The organism is Polyangium jinanense (genome assembly GCF_028435265.1).
GTDB lineage: Bacteria > Myxococcota_A > Polyangia > Polyangiales > Polyangiaceae > Polyangium > Polyangium jinanense.
The window spans coordinates 1-19225 of the sequence record NZ_JAGTJK010000066.1; the positions used below are offsets into that span (position 1 = coordinate 1).

Annotated in this window: 14 protein-coding genes; 4 read left to right on the forward strand and 10 right to left on the reverse strand. The window is 68.1% G+C overall.

Going from position 1 to position 19225, the window contains the following annotated elements; all coding sequences use genetic code 11:
• Positions 1-591: hypothetical protein (locus KEG38_RS48545; protein WP_272427781.1), on the reverse strand; the 591-nt coding region annotated here is incomplete at its 3' end.
• Between the two features lie 98 nt (positions 592-689).
• Here KEG38_RS48545 and KEG38_RS48550 point away from each other — a divergent pair.
• Positions 690-1532, forward strand: coding sequence for a hypothetical protein (locus KEG38_RS48550; RefSeq protein WP_272427782.1), 843 nt, complete (start codon positions 690-692; stop codon positions 1530-1532).
• A 130-nt stretch (positions 1533-1662) separates the two neighbouring features.
• On the opposite strand, the gene KEG38_RS48555 is transcribed toward KEG38_RS48550, so the two are convergent.
• The 6 genes from KEG38_RS48555 to KEG38_RS48580 form a co-directional block, all read right to left on the reverse strand.
• Positions 1663-3195: an SBBP repeat-containing protein gene (locus KEG38_RS48555; RefSeq protein WP_272427783.1), complete on the reverse strand. Its 1533-nt coding sequence runs from the start codon at positions 3193-3195 to the stop codon at positions 1663-1665.
• Between the two features lie 307 nt (positions 3196-3502).
• Positions 3503-3727: an RNA polymerase sigma factor gene (locus tag KEG38_RS48560; RefSeq protein WP_272427784.1), complete on the reverse strand. Its 225-nt coding sequence runs from the start codon at positions 3725-3727 to the stop codon at positions 3503-3505.
• Positions 3728-4034: 307 nt separating this feature from the next.
• Positions 4035-4562, reverse strand: coding sequence for a hypothetical protein (locus KEG38_RS48565; RefSeq protein ID WP_272427785.1), 528 nt, complete (start codon positions 4560-4562; stop codon positions 4035-4037).
• Positions 4563-4645: 83 nt separating this feature from the next.
• The gene (locus tag KEG38_RS48570; RefSeq protein WP_272427786.1) at positions 4646-5350 is read right to left on the reverse strand and encodes a hypothetical protein; all 705 of its coding nucleotides are present in this window, start codon (positions 5348-5350) and stop codon (positions 4646-4648) included.
• Positions 5347-5925, reverse strand: a complete 579-nt coding sequence (locus KEG38_RS48575; protein WP_272427787.1) for an RNA polymerase sigma factor — start codon at positions 5923-5925, stop codon at positions 5347-5349. Before KEG38_RS48575 ends, KEG38_RS48570 begins: the two co-directional genes overlap by 4 nt.
• Positions 5926-5962: 37 nt before the next feature.
• Complete coding sequence (locus KEG38_RS48580; protein ID WP_272427788.1) at positions 5963-7045, reverse strand: hypothetical protein; 1083 nt, start codon at positions 7043-7045, stop codon at positions 5963-5965.
• A 374-nt stretch (positions 7046-7419) separates the two neighbouring features.
• Here KEG38_RS48580 and KEG38_RS48585 point away from each other — a divergent pair, with 374 nt between their 5' ends.
• The gene (locus tag KEG38_RS48585) at positions 7420-8781 is read left to right on the forward strand and encodes a hypothetical protein (protein WP_272427789.1); all 1362 of its coding nucleotides are present in this window, start codon (positions 7420-7422) and stop codon (positions 8779-8781) included.
• 739 nt (positions 8782-9520) lie between these two features.
• On the opposite strand, the gene KEG38_RS48590 is transcribed toward KEG38_RS48585, so the two are convergent.
• From KEG38_RS48590 to KEG38_RS48600, 3 genes are read right to left on the reverse strand one after another with little or no spacing between them, the layout of a single operon-like run.
• Positions 9521-10177 (reverse strand): TMEM175 family protein, encoded by a 657-nt coding sequence (locus tag KEG38_RS48590; RefSeq protein WP_272427790.1) that lies wholly within the window; start codon positions 10175-10177, stop codon positions 9521-9523.
• A gap of 4 nt (positions 10178-10181) precedes the next feature.
• Positions 10182-11255, reverse strand: a complete 1074-nt coding sequence (locus KEG38_RS48595) for a fatty acid desaturase family protein (RefSeq protein WP_272427791.1) — start codon at positions 11253-11255, stop codon at positions 10182-10184.
• Between the two features lie 16 nt (positions 11256-11271).
• The gene (locus KEG38_RS48600; RefSeq protein ID WP_272427792.1) at positions 11272-12369 is read right to left on the reverse strand and encodes a ferredoxin reductase; all 1098 of its coding nucleotides are present in this window, start codon (positions 12367-12369) and stop codon (positions 11272-11274) included.
• 774 nt (positions 12370-13143) lie between these two features.
• Here KEG38_RS48600 and KEG38_RS48605 point away from each other — a divergent pair.
• Both KEG38_RS48605 and KEG38_RS48610 read left to right on the forward strand, forming a co-directional pair.
• A complete protein-coding gene (locus KEG38_RS48605) occupies positions 13144-14526 on the forward strand; it encodes a sigma 54-interacting transcriptional regulator (protein ID WP_308216901.1) in 1383 nt (460 codons plus the stop codon).
• A 108-nt stretch (positions 14527-14634) separates the two neighbouring features.
• Positions 14635-19212 (forward strand): nSTAND1 domain-containing NTPase, encoded by a 4578-nt coding sequence (locus KEG38_RS48610; protein ID WP_272427793.1) that lies wholly within the window; start codon positions 14635-14637, stop codon positions 19210-19212.
• Positions 19213-19225 lie beyond the last annotated feature (13 nt).

Below are 19225 nucleotides of genomic sequence, written 5' to 3' on the forward strand. Positions count from 1 at the left end.
GTTCTTCAGGTCGCGCTTGAAGTTCTTGAGGCGCGTGTGCGCGCCACGCACGGCGGCGCGATACCCGGCCTCGGCGACGACGCGGGCCGCCTCGAAGGGTCGATACGCTTTCACGGCGACGTCGTACGCCTCGCCCTTCGCCTCGATGGCTGAGGCCCAGGCATTGCGCTTGTTCTCGGGCCATTGCGGCGCGTTGGCGGCGAGGATGCGGGTCCTTAGGACCTCCATGAGCAAGGGCTGCCCGAGCGGGTCGCCCGCGGTATACGTGCCGATGCCCTCGGGATAGACGCCGTCCATGTGCGTGCTCTGCTGGGGCCGGCCGAGGGCATTCCACATCTCGTCGCGGACGCTGCCAATGAGGCCATCCGCGTCGTGATCAATGCCGGCCACGGTGGCCCACGCGAGGGACTCTGCCTTTTTCGCGGCCTCATGGATCGCCTTCGCGTTGTCGAGCGCCGTGACGCCCGGCTGGAGCCGGGCGACAGCCGTCTCGGCGACCTCGCCCCCGCGCCCAATGGCGGTCTCGTATGCAGAATGGACGTCCTCGTCGATGCGCTCGATGGCCGCCGTCGCGGAGATGACTTCTCCCATGGGAAATGCCCCCTTTATGTGTGTAAAGGCGTATGGGCGGGCACCATGCTACAAAGGTAGGGGAGATGTCAAGGGGGAAGGTGTGGAACCGGTCGATGATGGGCTACGTCGAGCGGAACCATCGTTTCGGACACCTCGTGTTCGAACGCGACGCTATCGTCCGCGCCGCGTTACGCGCTTACGTCGAAGCCGTCCTCGCAGGCTACCCGCTCCAATACCCCTCGTTCGCCACCGCCTCCTTCTATCCGCGTTGGCTGGGCGACCTCGGGCGAGGCGCCTTCGACAACGCCAATGGAGAAGGAGACAACGACGTCGTGGCCTGGACCGAGGCGGGCGTCGTTGGCCTTGCGTACGAGCTGGGGTTCGGGCCGATCGAGCACTTCGGCCTGTCAGAAGACGCGGTGACCGGTGGCCCGGACGATGTGCGCGGGGCCGTGCCGGGGCTCCCCGCCGAGCTTTTGCCGGCCCTCGTGATGGCCGTCCGCATGCTCGGAGAGGGAAATCAGGGGGAGAAGCTGGCAGGGGTCGGCTTCTGGCTCTACGGCGATCGCGTCGCCGGCACGCTGTTCGACGACCCGACGCTCTGTGGCGCCGACCGGCTGGCCGCGTGGGGCTTGCTCCGAGGTGGTCGGCTGCTGCCCGTTCATCACGCCGATGTGGCGGAGTACAACCGAACGAACGCCGCCTCCATCCACGCGATTGTGGACGCAGTGACCGCCCGCGCTCTGGTTGGCCCTACGGAGCTGACGACGGACGAGCTCGCGACGCTGCTTCCCAAGCCGCCCGATCCGAAGCAATTGCTTCACGCGCAACGCAAGCTTCAAAAGGTGGGCATCACGTGGCCCGGTTCGCCCGAGATCCCGCCGCTGCCGCCTCCAGGGCTCAACCCTTTTACGGGCGAACCCTTTACGGCAGCGGAAATCGATCGTTTCATCCTATGAAGGCGTAAGCTCCCACGGATCAACATTCCTCGATGCAAAGCGGCAGCGGTGGCGGTCGCGGAAACGGTAATCGGGATCTGATTGTGTACCGCTGTTGCGGAAACTCGCCGAACGGCTGCTCGTTGGAGCGTCAGGGGCCTAGGAACTTCGTGAGAAAGCCGCCCCAGGGGGCGCCGGGCGGGGTCGGCTGCGCGGCGTTATAGACGGGGAAATTCGCGGAATCCGTCCAACCAGCCACGACGGCGTTTCCATACTTATCGACGGCGACGCCGTACAGAGAATCGTGGCCGCTCCCGCCCAAATACGTCGAGTACGCCGCCGCCGATCCCCAGACATTCAGCTCCATCAAGAATCCGTCGGCGGAGCCGCCGCGGTACGTCTTCTGAAGCGCGTTCGCCGTCACGGGGAGGCTAGACGAGGTCGTCATCCCCGAGACGTACGCCTTTCCGCTGCTGCTCACGGCGATGAAGGGAATCTCGCGGCCCGGGCCGCTCCCCACCCAGGTGGAGTACGAAATAGCGCTGCCAGGCTCGTTGACCTTCGTCACGAATACGTCGAATTCATCGGCAAGCCCCTTCTTGACCCCGCGGAACGCGCCCGGCGTCGTGGGGAAATTGGTGGAGTCCGAAATCCCAACCACGTATGCGTTGTAAGCGCTGTCCACCCCGATTCTGTACCCGACGTCGGAGCCGCTGCCTCCGATCATGGTCGAGTAATAAAACGCCGAACCGCTGGGGATCAGCTCGGTGACGAAAACATCCCCGCCAAACGTGGGGTCACCGTAGGTCCTTTGATATGCGCCGGGTGTCGTCGGGAAGGGGAGCCCGACGCCATTCGGCGGAGGGTACGTGGCCCCGGCGACGTATGCATAACCGGCCGCATCGACGGCGATGTCCATGCCGTCGTCGGAGCCGCTACCTCCGAGGTAGGTCGAGTACACGAGGCTCGAGCCCGCCGCATTCAGCTTCGTGACGAATGCATCCATGTCCCCGCGGAGCGTTTGCTGTATTGCCCCGGGCGTCACAGGGAAATCGGCCGAAAGCGTACTACCTGCCACGTAAGCATTTCCAGCGGGATCCACGGCGATTCCGTACGGCCGGTCTTCTCCGCTGCCGCCAAACCGGCTGTAGTAGGCGAGCGCGTTGCCCGCGGCGTTGAGCTTCGCGACGATGATCGTCTGCGACGGGTGCGCATAGGTCTTCGCGAGCACGTACACGCATCCCGCGTTGTCCACCGCGATATCCCGGACACTCTCATTGTAGGAGGCGCCGAATGTCGCCGTCCACAAGAGCGCGCCGCTGGGGCTGTATTTGGCGACGAAGATATCAAGGTTGCTGCTATTGATGATCGACGCCGTGCCCGCCACGTACACGTTCCCCGCCGGGTCCACCGCCGGTATGCCGCCCGAGATGCCTCCCGTTCCTCCGACGAACGTCGAGAAACCCACCGAGGTGAGCGCCTCCGTCGCCTCGGCGACGTTCTCCTCTTCGCTCACCACGTCGGAGCCGCCGCGTACCTCGATCTCTTCCCATTCCTCGACGACCATCTCGTCCACGGGCCCGCAACCCAGCATCGCCGGCGCGAGGCAGGCCAAGCAGAGCCCCGCCGCCGTCCATCGGCCCGTCGTCATCATCGCTTTGCCCAAGGTATGCGCAGGATTCATCGTATGCCTCCGGTGTCGGAGGCAGCATTTGCAGGAACCGGGCCAACGCTCGGGCGGTGGGAATGGCGGGTAAAAGCTCGAGCGAGTTTGGCTGTGAAGGGCGGCTGGCGCGTCAATCGCGCGCGGGTGACGTCGACGGGACCGCTGACGTGTCAGCCCCGACGTCGTGGCGGCCTGAACCGGGAGGGAACGCGGCTCGTCACGGGCTCGTAGGATGGTGCCGCGCGAATTGGGAGCGAGGCGGGCGCAGGAACGGATACGTATACGGGAGCGGGTTTGGTAGCGGAAGCGGGAGCGAAGGCGGGACTTACGCGGGCGCGAGTATCTTCAAACGCTTCCGGGCGAGACGCAGGCGACCGTGCCATACCGTGATGAAGACGTCTTGCAGGACATCGTCCACGTCGCTGAGAGGGATGGCCTGGACGAGAAGAAGGCGGCGCAGGAAAGCGCGGTGTTCGAGGTAGAGGCGGCCGAGCAAGGCGTGCGATGCCGAAAAGTTTGCCGGCGGAGGATGGAAGAGTAGGGTGAGCATTAGCTCATGGCTCCGTGGCGTCGGGGTTGTGGGTGAGACGCTGGTCGGTGTTGCAGCACCGACCAGCGTCGCTTGTTTTGTCCCACGAATCGGGGACGAACTCAACGATAAAAGTTGAATTGGTTCGTCCCGGGGGAACCACCCCGTTGCTCTTGGCAGGACCGCTTGCGGTCTTGATTCGGCCTGTTCGATGAACTGCGCATCGCGCAGTTCATCGACCCCGGGTCCAGCGCTTGCGCAGGCCCCGGGTCCAGGGGCGGATAGCCCCGGTGGGGTCTGGGGCAAAGCCCCAGCGACCCGCCTTCGACTACATGGGCTTCTCGCACATCCCCGCGATGCAGACGTAGCCGAGACAGGGCTGGCCGCAATCTGCGTCGACTGTGCAGTTTGGCGGGAGACCGCCGGCGGAGTGGCACTCGGTGTTGATGCAGACGCTGCCGCAGCCGCATTCCTCGTCGGTGTTGCACTGCTCCGGGAGCGGGTCGATCTGCACGCAGCAGCCGACGCCGATTCCCGAGCCGCACGGGTAGGTGTTGGCGTCGAGCCACTTGCCGTTGAGGCAGGCGCCGGGCGCGCTCTCGGTGCAGATGCCGCCGGCGTCGGTGCAGGCGTTGCCGCCGCCTGCGCCGCCTGCGCCGGCGGTACCACCCGCGCCGCCTGCGCCGGCGGTACCACCCGCGCTGCCGGTGCTGCCGGTGCTGCCGGTGCTGCCGGTGCTGCCGGTGCCGCCGCTACCTCCGCTGCCTCCGTTGGCGATTGTGGCGGGCGTGCAGGCGGCGATTGCGAGCGTGGTGGCGAGGGCGATGAATGAGAATGAAGCAAGACGAAGCATCATGTTGGGCCTCCTTGCGACGTGAATGCGGGGGGGGAGGCGGGACCTTCGGAGAATCGACAGGGAGAATCTTTTTTTCGAGCCCCTCACCGCGCCCCTTCGAGGCGCTTGCGCACGCGCTCCTCGTATAGGCTCCCGCGTGCTCGGCTGAGGAGGGCCTCGCCGCGGGTGCGGGCCTCGTCGGTGCGGCCGAGACGACGGAGCGCGTCGATGATCACGATTTCGCGCTCCATTCCGAGCTTGCCGGTGGGGAAGCGGGCGGCGTGCGCCTCGGCGAGGGAGAGTGCCTCGGCGGGGCTTGTGTTGAGTGCGGCGCGGGCGCGCTCGAGCAGGGCGGCCTCCTCGGCCAGCGGATCGGGCGCGGGGGCTTCGGCGGATGCACTGAGCGACGGCGCGGGCGCGGCGGAGATTGGGGCGCGCGGCGCAGGCGGGGGCGGGGTGGCCGTGGAGGACGGCGACGGCGCGGGCGGCGCGGCTGGAGGCGGGGGCTGCGCCACGGTGAGCGCGGCGGGAGGCGAGGGCGGCGGCGCGGATGGGGGCGGCGCGGGCGCAATGAGGGCATGCACGCCCCAGGCGACGAGCGCGGTCCCGGCGCCGAGGCCGGCGCAGAGCGCGGCGGCCGGCAGCCATGAGATTCCTCCCGCCACGACGGCGGCGGCGGCGTACCGCCCGAGGCGCGCGCTGGTGCGGGCGCGCTCGGCCTTCGTCATCGGGCGTGCCTTCGATCCGGCGCGGAGAAGCGCGCGCACGTCGTCGGGACCGTCATCGCGAAGGCGGGTCGGCTCGCTCATTCGAGGCTCCCTCCGCGCGCCTTGTGGCGCGCCACGATCTTCTGGAACTGCTTGCGCGCGGCGCTGAGCCGCGACCACACCGTGCCGACGGGGACGCCGAGGATCGCCGCGATCTCCTCCGATGGCAGCTCGTCCAGCTCGAACATCACGAAGACCGCGCGCTTGTCGAGATCCATCTCGTCGAGCACGCGGTCGAGCGCCGCCCGCGCGCGGCGCGCCTCCAGGGCGGCGTCGGGGGACTCACCCGTGGGCGCCTCGAAGGTCGCCGCGACGTTGTCGGTCGGCACCTCGCGGCGGAACCACGCGCGCCGCCGGTGCGCCGCTGCGACCCGCAGGCACACGCCGAAGAGCCACGTCGTCAGGGCCGAGCTCCCGTCGAAGGTGTGCAGGCGTTTGTGCACGACGACGAACACCTCCTGGAAGACGTCCTCCAGATCGGCCGGCCGGATGCCGAGCCGCTGGAGCGAGCGCCACACGAAGTCGGCCTGCGCCTCGTGCACGGCGAGCACGTCGAGCTCGTTCGTGGCGGAGGAGGGCGCGGTGGCGGTGCGGGGGGCGAGGGCGGCGAAGATCACGCGGCTGGCCGTGAATGCGCGGAGGTGCGCCGGACCTTCACGGAAAATTTGCCCCCAATCCCACGAAGGGCAGCCCGGTCACCGGCGCTTGCTCGAAGATGGGCTGCGTCCACCCGTTCACCTCGAACGGGCGCTGTGTGATCGGCACGATCACGTGCACGCCCATCTCCGCGTGCAGGCGCGGCGCGAGACGCACGCGAAGCCGGGGCGTGATCGCTGCGCCTGCCCAGAACCAGTCCCCGGGCTCGGCCGGCTCGAGGTCGTAGACGACGGCGTGCAGGGCCCCCGCCCAGAACGACCCACAAGCGGCCAGATCCGCCGCGCTGGTGCGCGCCACGTCGACGCACGCCCCGAGTGCGAGTGTCGACAGCCCGAAGCCGAAGTGCCCGTCTTCCGTCCGCGCCTCCGGCAGCCACAACATCTCGCCGGTGATCTGCACGCGCGGCGCGACGGCCACGTGCCCTGAAAGCCCGACGCCCGGCGCCGCCTTTGGCAACAGGCCGAGGCCGATCCCGCCCCGCAGGGCGATCCCCGAGGCCCCGAGCGCCTCCGGCGGCGTGGGCGCGGGGGCGGGGACGGTGGGCGCGGGGGCGGGGACGGCCGGTGTGGCAGAGGGCAGCGGCTGCGGAGGCGGCGGAGGCGGAGGCGGCGGAGGCGGAGGCGGAGGCGGAGGCGGAGGCGGAGGCGGAGGCGGAGGCGGAGGCGGCGGCGGCGGGAGCAGGCCGGCATCGGGATCGATGACGAGGGCGACGGCGAGCACGATCGCAGCCTCGATCGGGCCGCAGTTGGTCGCCTCGCTCGTCAGATCACGCACACCGGCGAGGGCCCCGTCGCGGCCCCGCACGTAGATCTCGGCGCGGAAGCCGCGGTCCGCGCGCGAGATGATGGCCTCGATCGAGCGTTCGGCATCGGCTGTGAACGGGCTCCTCCCCAGCCGCGCCGTCACCAGGTCGGCGATTTGCTGCTGGCTGGAGCATGCGTCCGCGCCCTGCCCCCGCACCCAAGCGAAGCGTACCGACTCGGTCTCCGCCCCCGCGTCCGGCGCGAGGAGCGCGAGGGCAAGCGCGGTCGCGCCCGCGCAGAGGGAAGAGGAAGCGATGGGTCGGGGAGGGGAGCGCACGGCGGGGAGCATCGCTCAGTGCAGGCTGATCGACCAGGAGGCTGGTGTCCTGGGACCGAAGCTCGTCGAAGAACGATTCCCTCACCCCCCATCCCCTCTCCCTCGCGGAAGAGGGGAGAAACGCCATCTGTCACCCCTCTCCCAGAGGGAGAGGGGCCCGGGGGTGAGGCGCGTACTTTTCATATGGCGATTGCCGATCCCCTCTACGACGGTCCGCGAGGTCATTACGACATCTGTGGCCTGTGGCGCAAAGAGGCATCTCGCGCACGGCTGCCTTGTCATACACCCGTAACACACTTGTCAATATCCCCGGCGCCCTTGCCAGGCCGACGTTCCTGAGCAATAAAGGGTCGCCACCCCTCGCTGGAGATACCATGGTGAACAAATCGCGCTTCCTTGCAATTGGTCTCCTTGCTGCCCTTTCCGTCCCCGCCTGCGCTGCGCAGGATTCTACGCTCCCCGAGGAAACAGAATCGGCCGCCTCCGCCGCCACGGCGACCCGGATCTATGCCTCGGAGGGAGACCTCGACTTCTCCTTCGAGACGCTCGGCACCTTCGAGGAGCGCGACGGCGTCCGCGCCCTCATCTTCCGCGGCACCGCGAACCGATACCTGCAGAACGTCTTCAGCTTCGTGCCCGATGACGCTTTCGCGCAGGCCAACATCATCAGCGAGCGCCGGCTCGAAGTCGTGATCCACGAGGGCCACGAGCTGAATACCTTGCTTTCGGGCCTACCGCTCTTCGTCTCCATCAACACCTTCACGGGCTCGCCCAACCAGTACACGGCTCGCGTCGAGATCTCGGCGCGTTTTTACGATTTCCTCGGGGCAAGCGACCTCTGGATCGACGAGGCCGTGAAGCCTTCCTACGTCGTCAACGGCACCGATAACATCGTCTATCGCGGTGGCGTCAACGTGCTCGGAAACCCGCTCACCGTCACGGCGCCCGATGGCGCGCCGACGGTCTTCCCCGTCGATGCGGATAGCTATCGCCTCGACTGGTCGTACGCGAATCTGCACGACGCCATCGATCCGCACACGCAGGCCTTCTCCTTCAGCGCGACGCGTCCCGACGGCACCATTGCGAACAAGACGGCGCGCCTCGTCGCGCGCGTGACGGGCCTCGCCCTCACCTCCGGCGACCCCTACAACGTATGGCCGACGCCTCCGTGTGAGCCGGCGGTTTATAGCTGCTACCACAGCCAGCCCGCGGGCACGACCGACTTCGCGGCGTGTGGCACCTACCGCCAGGTGCAGCGCTGTGTTTATGCGAACGCGTGCGACGTGGCCCAGGAGCCCCTCTCGCTCTCCGCGATTGATGCTTCCTCGCTCGAGCCCGCGCGCGCGGCGTGGAACCAGGGATCGACCGGCTACAACTGGCGCAACATCCAGCCCATCGCCGCCTACGATACGCCGGAGTGTCCGGAGGCGCCGGTCACGATCACGAGCATCGTCGACGAGATCGCCTCCACGGATCAGAACCAGCCGGCCGCCGAATACGGCACGTTCACCGATCGCGCCGGCCTCGCTTCGACCACGTTCTTCGGATCGAGCGGCGGCAGCGCCCTGCTCGCCGCGATCGACGCCTTCGCGGGCGGCGGCGACATCGAGGCGTGGTCCTACAGCGAGCAGGTGTCGTGCCACAACTGCACCGACAACATTGCGCGCGTGGTGCTCTACTACCCGCAGAGCGGCGTGGTGCTCGTCCTCGACGGCAATTACGGCTACGACTCCTGATCCGAAAGACCGCTTGTAGCTGTCGCGCTCGGCATACCCGAAGACTGGACAGCCCACCCATTCCAGGCAAACGCCTGCGCGGCGCAAGAAAGGCGTGCGCCGCGAAAAGCCCGATCTCCCACCGGACCCCTGCGCGATCACGCTCGACCTCCCCGCCCTCGCGAAGCGCCCCACGCTCGCCACGACGCGCGCCGCCTCCTGGTCACGAGCGCCCCGTGCCTCTTCGCCCGCGGCGCGCCTCCCGCTCGAACCGCCCCGCCGCCCTTCCTCCGCAGAGGCCACCCCGACGCAGGGGCCCCCACCCCCCGAGCGAAGGAGCCCGCCGACCGACCGAAGGACCCCGCGCACCGGTTTCCGGACGGCCCCCCCGATCGCCCCGCAGCCTATCCGCCCGTCGGAAGCGCCGCGCCTTCGGCCGCAGGGGTGACGGGCGCGCACCACATCACCGAGAGCCCTCGGTATCTGCCGGGGCACTACGACCGGCGCCGTCGTTCGGGGACGTGACGACCACCGATCGACCCCTGAGAGGTGCAGGGGCTTGGTCGCTCGTCGCCTCGCGTTTGCCCTGGGACGTTCACATGTTTGGGCTCACACGTGCCTCTGGCGGGTGCGTCGGAAAGACCCCGACGACGGCTACGACGTAGACGAGGGGACGAGCGCAACCCTTCGACGCGGTCCTCGGGGCGCGAGGACCTGGCACGGCGCAGCCGAGCGCGCCTCGCCTCTTGCTTCGGAAGAATCAGCTCTTGCGAGGGCGAGAACCCTCCCGCTTGGCGTAGATGCTCGGCAACACGCCGTACACGAGCGGCACGAATGCATAGACCACAACACTGAGGACGGTGCTCATGAACGAGAGCCCTATCGCGATCAGATAGATCACCGGTGTGGCGAGCGAGCGGCGTAGATGGATTTTGACGTCCTCGAGATCAATGTGGGGATCGACCAGCCGCCGGTTCCTGGTCGCGTAACGCCACGTCGCATGGTGGACGAGGCTGATGGCCAGGAGGTGTGCGCCGTAGAGCACCACGACCGCCTGCTGATCCAGGTACCGGCCGAGCAACGTCGTGGTGAAGGGGACGGTCGCGATGAGCATGAGGAACAGCATGGTCATCCACAAGAGGGCTTGATCGGCGCGCTTGACGAAATGAAATTGCTCGTGCTGCGCCACCCAGGACATCCCCAGCACGATGAAGCTGACGAAATAGCCAAGGAACATCGGCCACAAGCGGAGCAGCGCGCGGGGTATGTCCTGGGCTGTAGGATGCTCGATCTCCGGTACTGGTATCTCGAGGACGAGGATCGTCATGACGATGCCGAAGACCGCATCGCTCAGGGCCTCGATCCGACTGGTCCGGAGGCTCGACGCGAATTCGTGCGGGACGGGTGGAAGCGCCATTGGGTCAGTGTATTCGAGCCGGACGCGCGCGCGAGGGGAGTGCGTTTTCGAGGATCTGTCTGGCCACGCTCGTGAGCTGCGCCCGGAAGCTACCGGTGTTGTAGCTCTGCCCGTACCGTTCGCAGATCGCGCGCACACGCGGCGCGATCTCCGGGTAGCGGCAGGCGGGGAGATCGGGGAACAGGTGGTGTTCGATCTGGTGGCTGAGGTGGCCACTCAACACGTGGAACAGGCGACCTCCTTCGATGTTGGCCGACCCGTGGATCTGGCGCAGGTACCAGGCACCGCGTGGTTCGTCCTGGATTTCCTGCTCGTGGTACATGCGCACCCCTTCCGGGAAGTGCCCGCAGAAGATGATGGCGAAGGCCCACACGTTGCGGATCCCATTGGCGATGAAGTTTCCGAGCGCGACCCGTGGCGCATTCGCCAGCGCCAATGCCGGAAAGAACACGTAGTCCTTGAACAGTTGTCGCGAGCCCTTGGCCAGGAATGGCCGCGCACGGGTCCAGAGCTCGGCGACGGACTGGCGGCCGGCGATGGTCTCGTCGAGGCGCAGCGCATGAGCCCCGATGCCCCACTGGAACAGGAATGCGAGCCCCACCGCGACGAACGGCTGGATGATATGGGCCGGATTCCACGGCTGTTCCGACGTCACCCGAAGAAAGCCGTAGCCGACGTCGCGGTCGCGACCGAGGATGTTGGTGAACGTGTGGTGCTCGAAGTTGTGGTACTCGCGCCACTGGTGGGCGGCGCAGGCCATGTCCCAATCATAGGTTTCGCCGTCGAGCTCGGGATCGTGCGTCCAATCGTACTGGCCGTGCATCACGTTGTGCCCGACCTCCATGTTCTCGAGGATCTTGGCCAGGCCGAGTGCTCCGCTGCCGAGCGCGAAGGTGACGGGATCGATCCCGACGTGGAGGAGCAACCGGCCGGCGGCCTCCGCGTAACGCATGGTGCGCACGACGCTGCGAATGTGATCGACATCGCGTTGTCCGCGCTGGTCGAGAACTTCTTGGCGGATTGCATCGAGCTCGCGGCCGAAGGCGTCGATTTCGTGGGGGGTGAGGATGCGGTTCATCGGAGGTCCTGTCGGATCAGAGGGCGAGCGTGAGATCGGAGCGGGCGACGGACACGCAAAGGCGGATGTCGTCGTCGGGTTCGCTGGAGATCGCGCCGGTCAGGACGTTTTCGACCACCCCGCTCCGCTTGGCGCACCGGCAGGTGTTGCAGATGCCCATGCGGCAGCCGTATTCGAGGCGTTCACCGGCCTGCTCCAGTTCGTCGAGCAGTGTCCCGCGGCCCGTGGTGGTGATGGTTCGTTTCGAGCGACCGAGATGAATCAGCGCACCTGCGCCGGGCGCCGCTGCCGCAGGTTTGGCCGCGACGAATCGCTCGTGATGCAAACGTCTTTCGAAACCCAGGAACGCGGGCGCGACGGCGTCCATCATGCCGGTCGGACCACAAAGGAACGTCTCGCGGTGGGCGAGGTCGGGGACCAACACCCAGAGCTGTGTGGCATCGAGTCGTGGCGATTCGTCGTCGAGGTGGAGCACCACCCGGAGCCCGGGGTACAACGCCGAAAGGCGCGCGAGATCGCGGGCGAAGAGTACGTCTCGTTGCGAACGCGCGGCGTGGAGATAAGTCACGTCCTTTAGCGCGCGCCGATGGGCAAGGTCGCGGAGGATCGCGATCAGCGGTGTAGCCCCGCTGCCGCCGCTCAGGAGGAGGAGTTTCGCGGGCGTCGCCTCGGGGAGGACGAAGTCGCCTGAGGGCGCGCCGAGGCGAACGAAGTCGCCTGCGTGCAGATGCGTATGCATCCAGTTCGAGACGCGGCCGTCGGGGACTCTCTTGACGGTGATCTCGACGTGGGGGTCGTTCGGTGGGGAGGAGATCGAATAACAACGACGGAGGCGTATGCCGTCCACCTCGATTTCGACCGGTACCCATTGCCCTGGCAGGTGACCGGGCCATACCCGGGGTGCGAGCACGAACGTTTTCACGTCGTGGGTCACGTCGGCCACCGAAAGGACGCGTGCGCGAAGCTCGGCACGCGAGGCGACCGGAGCGAACTCGTCGACCCAGAACCGGAACGAACGGTCGAGGAGCAACGCGCGGCTGACGCGCTGCGCGGCCCGAAGGGCGAACGAAGCCGTACGCGCCACGCGCGGCGCGCTTGTCGCGAGCGTGTTCATCTGCACTCCTCGATGGGCGCTGGTCCTACACGTCCACCCTGCCACCCTGCCGATAAACCTACGCCCCCGCAGGTACGTGGACAAGATGCGATGCGTCACGATTCGTTCAGGAATGGGTCGAGCGCCTGTTTTCCTCGTGTGGCTCGGCCGCTCTGCCGGCCTACCCGCCACAGCGAGCGGCGCTCGTCGGCAAACGGTGGGACGAGACGCAAACGGCAGGCGGCTCCGGGCTTCCCACGCTCGAAGCGCCCGAAAGGCTGCTGTCGATCGGTCATCAGGCGAGCCTCCTCCGCGAAGGAGCAGCCGGTCAGCGTCCGACGGATCCTCGGCGGTGCCGATCCATTCCCGGCCGAAGTCGGACAGTCACGGCGGCTTCGATATCTGGGAGATCCTGCATTCCGGGCCCCGCTGGGTGCGTTTGGCGAAAGCTCAACGATGCGGCCATTCGTCACCTCGACGCAGCCCAGGGCCAAAACGACTTCCTGCTCGCCGCGATCGACGCCTTCGCGGGCGGCGGCGACATCGAGGCGTGGTCCTACAGCGAGCAGGTGTCGTGCCACAACTGCACCGACAACATTGCGCGCGTGGTGCTCTACTACCCGCAGAGCGGCGTGGTGCTCGTCCTCGACGGCAATTACGGCTACGATTCCTGATCCGAAAGACCGCTCCCATCGTCGGGGCGGCGCAGCCTGCGCCGCCCCCGTCCCCCCCTTCCGCTCCCGTGCCCGCGTTTGTCGTGTGAGCCGCGCCTCGCCTGTGGTAGGAACGTGAGCCGTGTCGATCCGAGGCCGCGCCGCGGGGCAAGAGCAAAGCGACCGGAACATCCCCGAGGGCGCCGCTCCCTCCACGACGCTGACGCAGGCCGACGGCCAGGCCTCCACGAGAGGCACGGTCCGCCGCTTCCGCCTCACCGTCGTCGAAGGGCCGGCGCGCGGGCTCGGCTGGCAGTCCACGGGCGACCGCTGCTCGGTCGGCTCCCACCACCGCAACGACCTCATCGTCGACGACCCCACGGTCTCCCGGTTCCACTGCGAGATCGTGGTCGACGAGGGCGGCGTGCGCGTTCGCGACCTCAAGAGCCGCAACGGCACCGTGCTCGACGGCGTCGCGGTCCTGGAAGCGTTCCTGCGCGTCGGTAGCCTCCTCCGGCTTGGAAAGACGGTGATCCGCTTCGAGCTCGCCGCCGAGACGAACCGGCTCTCGGTCTCGGAGGAGACACGCTTCGGCTCGCTCGCGGGTGTCTCGCCGGCCATGCGCGCGACGTTCGCCATGCTCGCGCGGGCGGCGGAGAGCGACGTGACGGTGCTGCTCGAAGGCGAGACCGGCACGGGCAAGAGCCAGGCGGCGCACTCGATTCACAAGAAGAGCGCACGCAGCGAGGGGCCGTTCGTCATCGTCGATTGCGGGGCCATCCACGGAAACCTGCTCGAAAGCGAGCTTTTCGGGCACGAAAAAGGAGCGTTCACCGGGGCCATGGAGCGGCGGGTCGGCGCGTTCGAGGAGGCGTCGGGCGGGACGTTGTTCCTCGACGAGGTCGGCGAGCTGCCCGTCGACCTGCAACCAAAGCTGCTCCGCGCGCTGGAGGCGCGGGAGGTCCGCCGCGTGGGGTCGAATGCGTACAAGCCGGTCGACGTGCGCGTGATTGCCGCGACGAATCGCGATCTGCGGACGGACGTGAACGTCGGTCGATTCCGCGCCGATCTGTATTTCCGCCTGGCGGTGGTGACGATCGGAATGCCTCCCCTGCGCCGGCGGCCCGAGGACATCCCGGCGCTGGCCGAGGAAATCATCGCGTCCTTGCGCGCGCCCGAGGGCGCGGCCGAGCAGCTCCGCACGCCCGAGTTCATGGCGCAGCTCCGGAATGGGGCCTGGCCCGGCAACGTGCGCGAGCTACGCAATTACGTCGAGCGTTGCTTGATCCTCCGCACGATCGAGCCGGCCATCGAGCCCTCGGGCGCGACGGAGGAGGGGTTCGTCGTGGACCCGACGGCGCCGTATGCGTCGGAGCGGGAGCGGGCCATGGCCGATTTCGAGCGGCGGTATTTCACGGCGCTTTTGCGGTTGCACGACGGCAAGGTCGCGCGGGCCGCGGGCGCGGCGGGGATGGATCGGACGTATCTGTATCGGCTGCTCCGGCGCCACGGGATCGAGCCTTAGGGGACGGATCGCATGGAGGGCCATCCGGAGAGCCAGCGCGATCGCTCGGGAGAAGCTCCCAAGAGGGAGCCGGAGGCCGATCCCGCGTTCGCCCGGACCGCGCGGGCCATGACCGGTCCCAATCCGGAGCAGCCCTCCCGCTCGACGGTCTCGGCGACGTCGCCGCCGATCGCCTTCGGCGCGCCCGCGATTCCGGTGGAGTCGCTTTCGCTCCAGCCGGGCAGCGTCATCAAGCAGTACGAGATCATCCGCGAGCTCGGTCAGGGCGGCATGGGGCGGGTGTTTCTGGCGCGTGATACGAGGCTCGCGCGGCTCTGCGCAATCAAGCTGCTCGTGGGGTACACGGGCAAACGCGCCGGGAGGTTTCTGGCCGAGGCGCGGGCCACGGCGCGTTGCAAGCACGAGAGCATCGTGGTCGTGTACGAGGTCGACGAGCTCGAGGGGTATCCCTACATGGTGCTCGAATACCTCGAAGGTCGCACGCTCAGGGCGTGGATGACGGGGCGCGAGCGTTCGAGCGGGGTCTCGCCGAGCGTCGCGGCGGAGCTCATGATTCCCGTCCTGCGCGCGCTCGTCTGCGCGCATGAAATGGGCATCGTGCACCGGGACCTCAAGCCGGAGAACATCCTCCTGACCGAGGGCGGGCAGGTGAAGGTGCTCGATTTCGGAATCGCCAAGCGCTTCACGCTCGACAATACCGGGACGATGAAGATCGCGCCGCCGCGTCCCGGCGATGATCTCACGACGACGGAGGACGGGAGCGTGGTCGGCACGCCGCCGTACATGTCGCCCGAGCAATGGCTGGGGCTCGATGTCGATCCACAATGCGACGTCTGGGCCGCCGGGGTCATCCTGCACGAGCTCGTCACGGGCGCGCACCCGCTCGCGCCGGTGAGCATGGCGCGGCTCGTCGGCGTCCAGGTCCTCGAATTGCCGATGCCAAGCGTGCTGGAATCACGCCCGGACCTCGGGGCCCTCGGCACGCTCATCGATCGATGTTTGAAGAAACGCAAAACGGAGCGTATCGGTTCGGCGCGGGAGCTGCTCACGGCGCTCGAATCCCTCGTGGACGAGCCAACCACGGTGGCGCTGTCCGACGACGACAATCCGTTCGCCGGCCTTTCGGCGTTTCAGGAATCGGATGCTGCGCGGTTTTTCGGGCGTGAGCGCGACATCGCGGGTGTGCTCGGGCGCCTGCGCAACCAGCAGCTCGTGGTCGTGGCCGGGCCCTCCGGCGCGGGCAAATCGTCGTTCGTGCGGGCCGGGATCCTCCCTGCATTGAAGCGCTCGGGGGGCACCTGGGAAGCCTTCATTCTGCGCCCAGGTCGAAAGCCGCTCACCGCGCTCGCCGATGTGCTGGTCCAGATCGCCGACCCGCCCATCGACCTTCGAGGGAGCGTGCCCCCCACCACCGACGCCGAGGAGCTCGCGGCGATGCTCCGCAGCCGCCCCGGCTACTTCGGCGCCCGGCTCCGCGCGCGGTGCCGCCGCGCGGGGCAGGACCATCACATTCTGCTTTTCGTCGATCAATTCGAGGAGCTTTATACCCTCGGCGCGAGCTCGGACGAATGGAAGGGGTTCATCGCCTGCCTCGAAGGCGCGGCCGACGACGCATCCTCGCCGCTGCGTGTGGTGCTCGCCATGCGTTCGGATTTTCTGGATCGGCTCGTCGACAATCGTCCTTTCATGACCGAGGTGACGCGCGGGCTCGTTTTCTTGCCACAGCTCGGCCGGGAGGGGCTGCGCGCGGCGCTCACGAAGCCCATCGAGGCGGCGGGGTATCGATTCGAGGGCGACGAGCTCGTCGAGCAGATGCTCGATACCCTGGAGAACACGCGGAGCGCCTTGCCGCTTTTGCAGTTCACGGCGACGAAGCTGTGGGAGGCGCGAGATCGCGAGCACAAGCTCCTGTCCCGCGAGAGTTATCGCGCGCTCGGCGGGGTCGCGGGGGCGCTTTCCACACACGCGGATGCGGTGCTCGCGACGCTTTCAGGGCCGGAGCAGGCGCTCGCCCGGTCGATTCTGCTGCGGCTCGTCACGCCCGAGCGGACGCGCGCGCTCGTGAGCTTGGCCGAGCTTCGTGAGCTATCCGAGGGCGCCGATGCCACGGAGCAGGTCGTGCAGCACCTCGCCGCCGCGCGGCTCCTCGTCATCGAGACGGGCGGCGATTGGGAGGGGTCGACGGTCGAGATCGTCCACGAATCGCTGGTCGAGCGGTGGGCAAAGCTCCGGCACTGGCTCGACGAGAACGAGAAGGACGCGCAATTCCTTTCGCGCCTGCGCGCCGCGGCCCAGCAATGGGACGCGAGCGCCGAGGCCGAAGGGCTGGTCTGGCGGGACAGAGCTGCCGAGGAAGCGCGGCAATGGCTCGCGCGCCGCCGCGCCGCGCAGGGAGCGGGCGCGCCGTTCCGGCTCGGCCGGCGCGAGGAGCGATATCTCCTCGCCGTCGTGGCGCTGGCCGATCGCGAGCGGAGCTTGCGGCGGCGGGTGGCGATGGGCGCCATTGCGGCGCTCTGCGCGATCACGGTCGTCGTGTCGTACCTGGCCCTCCGCGCCGGGGAGCATGCGCGGCGCGCCGATCAGCAGGCCTCGCACGCGGACGCGGAGGCGGCGCGCGCGCAGGCCGAGGCGAGGCAGGCGCGGAATGCGACGCGTATCGCCGCGGCGCGTGAGCTCTCGGGGGATCCGACGACGGTGCTCGCCCTTTTGCGCGAGGTCGAGCCGCCCGAGGTACCGCGCGGCTTTTCGGAGCTCGCGCGCTGGGCGCTCCAGAGCGGGCCGGCCCGCGTGGTGCTCGTGCATCCGGCCCTCGTCATGTCCGCGGCCTACAGCCCCGACGGCAAACGGATCGCCACCGCGTCGGAGGACGGAATCGTCCGCGTGTGGAATGCCGACGGCCGCGGCGAGCCCTTGCTGCTGCGGGGCCAGGAAACCGTGCAATCGGTCGCATGGAGCCCCGACGGCCGCCGCATCGCGGGGGCGTCGTGGGACAAGACCATACGGATCTGGAATGCCGACGGCTCGGGCCGCCCGATGACCCTTTTGGGCCACGAGGACGCGGTCCGAACCGTGACGTGGAGCCCCGACGGCACGCGGCTCGTCTCGGCGTCGCGGGACCGGACGGCGCGCATCTGGCGGAGCGACGGTACGGGCGAGCCCGTGATCCTCCGCGGGCACGAGCAAAGCTTGCGCTCCGCGGCCTTCAGCCCCGACGGCGCGCGTGTCGTCACGGCCTCCGAGGACAGGACGGCGCGGGTCTGGAATGCGGACGGCTCGGGCGAACCCGTGGTGTTTCGGGGCCACCTCGCGGCGGTCAATTCGGCGACATTCCGGCCCGACGGCGAGCACATCGTCACGGCCTCGTGGGACAGGACCATTCGGGTGTGGAATGCGGACGGCTCGGGCGAGCCGCAGGTGCTCACGGGCCAGAAGGACGGCGTGTATGCACTCGCGTTCACCTCCGAGGGCGAGCGGATCCTCACGGCCTTCCAGAATGAGGGCCTGCGCCTCATGACCGCGGAGAACTCGGGGGATCCGCTGGTGTTCCGTGGCCACGAGGACGCCATTCAAAGGGCCTCGTACAGCCCCGATGGCCAGTTCGTCGTGACCGTCTCCTCGGATAAGACGGCGCGGGTCTGGAGCGCGGACGGCGCGGGCAGACCATTGCTGCTCAAAGGGCACCAGCGTATGGTCTACCGGGCGTCCTTCAGCCCCGACGGCCGGCATATCGTGACGGCCTCGTGGGACAACACGGCCCGGGTATGGAATGCGGACGGCGCGGGCAAACCCCTGGTTTTGCGCGGCCATGAAAATGTGGTCCACTGGGCGGAATGGAGCCCGGATGGGAAACGTATCGTCACGGCCTCCGAGGACAAGACGGCGCGGATCTGGAATGCCGATGGCAGCGGCGAGCCGTTCGTGCTTCGGGGCCATCTGGCCACGGTGAAATCCGCCTCGTGGAGCCCGGACGGGAAACGTATCGTCACGGCTTCCGAGGACAAGACGGCGCGGATCTGGAATGCCGACGGGAGCGGCGCGCCGCTCGTTTTGCAGGGCCATCAGGCCGCAGTCAATGTGGCGTCGTGGAGCCCCGACGGCCAGCGCGTCGTGACGGCGTCCCGCGACAAGGCTGTTCGGGTGTTTTACGCGGATGGAAGCGGTGAGCCGCTGCTCTTGCTCGACCACCAGGGGAACGTGCGGAGCGCGGTGTTTAGCCCGGATGGGACGCGGATCGTCACGGCCTCGCACGACCGGACGGCGCGGGTCTGGAATGCCGATGGGACGGGGACGCCGCTCGTCCTCGAAGGGCATCAGCACTGGGTCAATTCGGCCGAGTGGAGTCCGGATGGGAAGCGGATCGTCACGGCCTCGCAGGACAAGACGGTACGGATCTGGAATGCGGACGGGAGCGGCGAGCCGCTCGTGTTGCGGGGATCCGATTTCGTGCTGAATTCGGCGGTGTTCAGCCCCGACGGGAAGCGGCTCGTCACGGCTTCGGACGACAAGGCCGCGTGGGTGTGGACCGACCTCGAGCCGCTGACCGGCGCCCTCGATCCGAAGTTGTGGTCGGCGACGACGTACTGCATGTCGGTCGAGCGGCGGATCGCGCTTCTCAACGTGCCGGAAGCCACGGCGCGGGCCGAGCAAGAGGCCTGCGAGCGCCGCGTCTCCGGGCCGCCCCGCTGATCTGTCGACAACG

Coding starts and splice junctions, on each gene's coding strand:
- KEG38_RS48555 (WP_272427783.1), bottom strand. CDS start 3,195: ATGAATCCTGCGCATACCTTGGGCAAAGCGATGATGACGACGGGCCGA.
- KEG38_RS48560 (WP_272427784.1), bottom strand. CDS start 3,727: ATGCTCACCCTACTCTTCCATCCTCCGCCGGCAAACTTTTCGGCATCG.
- KEG38_RS48565 (WP_272427785.1), bottom strand. CDS start 4,562: ATGATGCTTCGTCTTGCTTCATTCTCATTCATCGCCCTCGCCACCACG.
- KEG38_RS48550 (WP_272427782.1), top strand. CDS start 690: ATGGGCTACGTCGAGCGGAACCATCGTTTCGGACACCTCGTGTTCGAA.
- KEG38_RS48585 (WP_272427789.1), top strand. CDS start 7,420: ATGGTGAACAAATCGCGCTTCCTTGCAATTGGTCTCCTTGCTGCCCTT.
- KEG38_RS48570 (WP_272427786.1), bottom strand. CDS start 5,350: ATGAGCGAGCCGACCCGCCTTCGCGATGACGGTCCCGACGACGTGCGC.
- KEG38_RS48590 (WP_272427790.1), bottom strand. CDS start 10,177: ATGGCGCTTCCACCCGTCCCGCACGAATTCGCGTCGAGCCTCCGGACC.
- KEG38_RS48600 (WP_272427792.1), bottom strand. CDS start 12,369: ATGAACACGCTCGCGACAAGCGCGCCGCGCGTGGCGCGTACGGCTTCG.
- KEG38_RS48595 (WP_272427791.1), bottom strand. CDS start 11,255: ATGAACCGCATCCTCACCCCCCACGAAATCGACGCCTTCGGCCGCGAG.
- KEG38_RS48610 (WP_272427793.1), top strand. CDS start 14,635: ATGACCGGTCCCAATCCGGAGCAGCCCTCCCGCTCGACGGTCTCGGCG.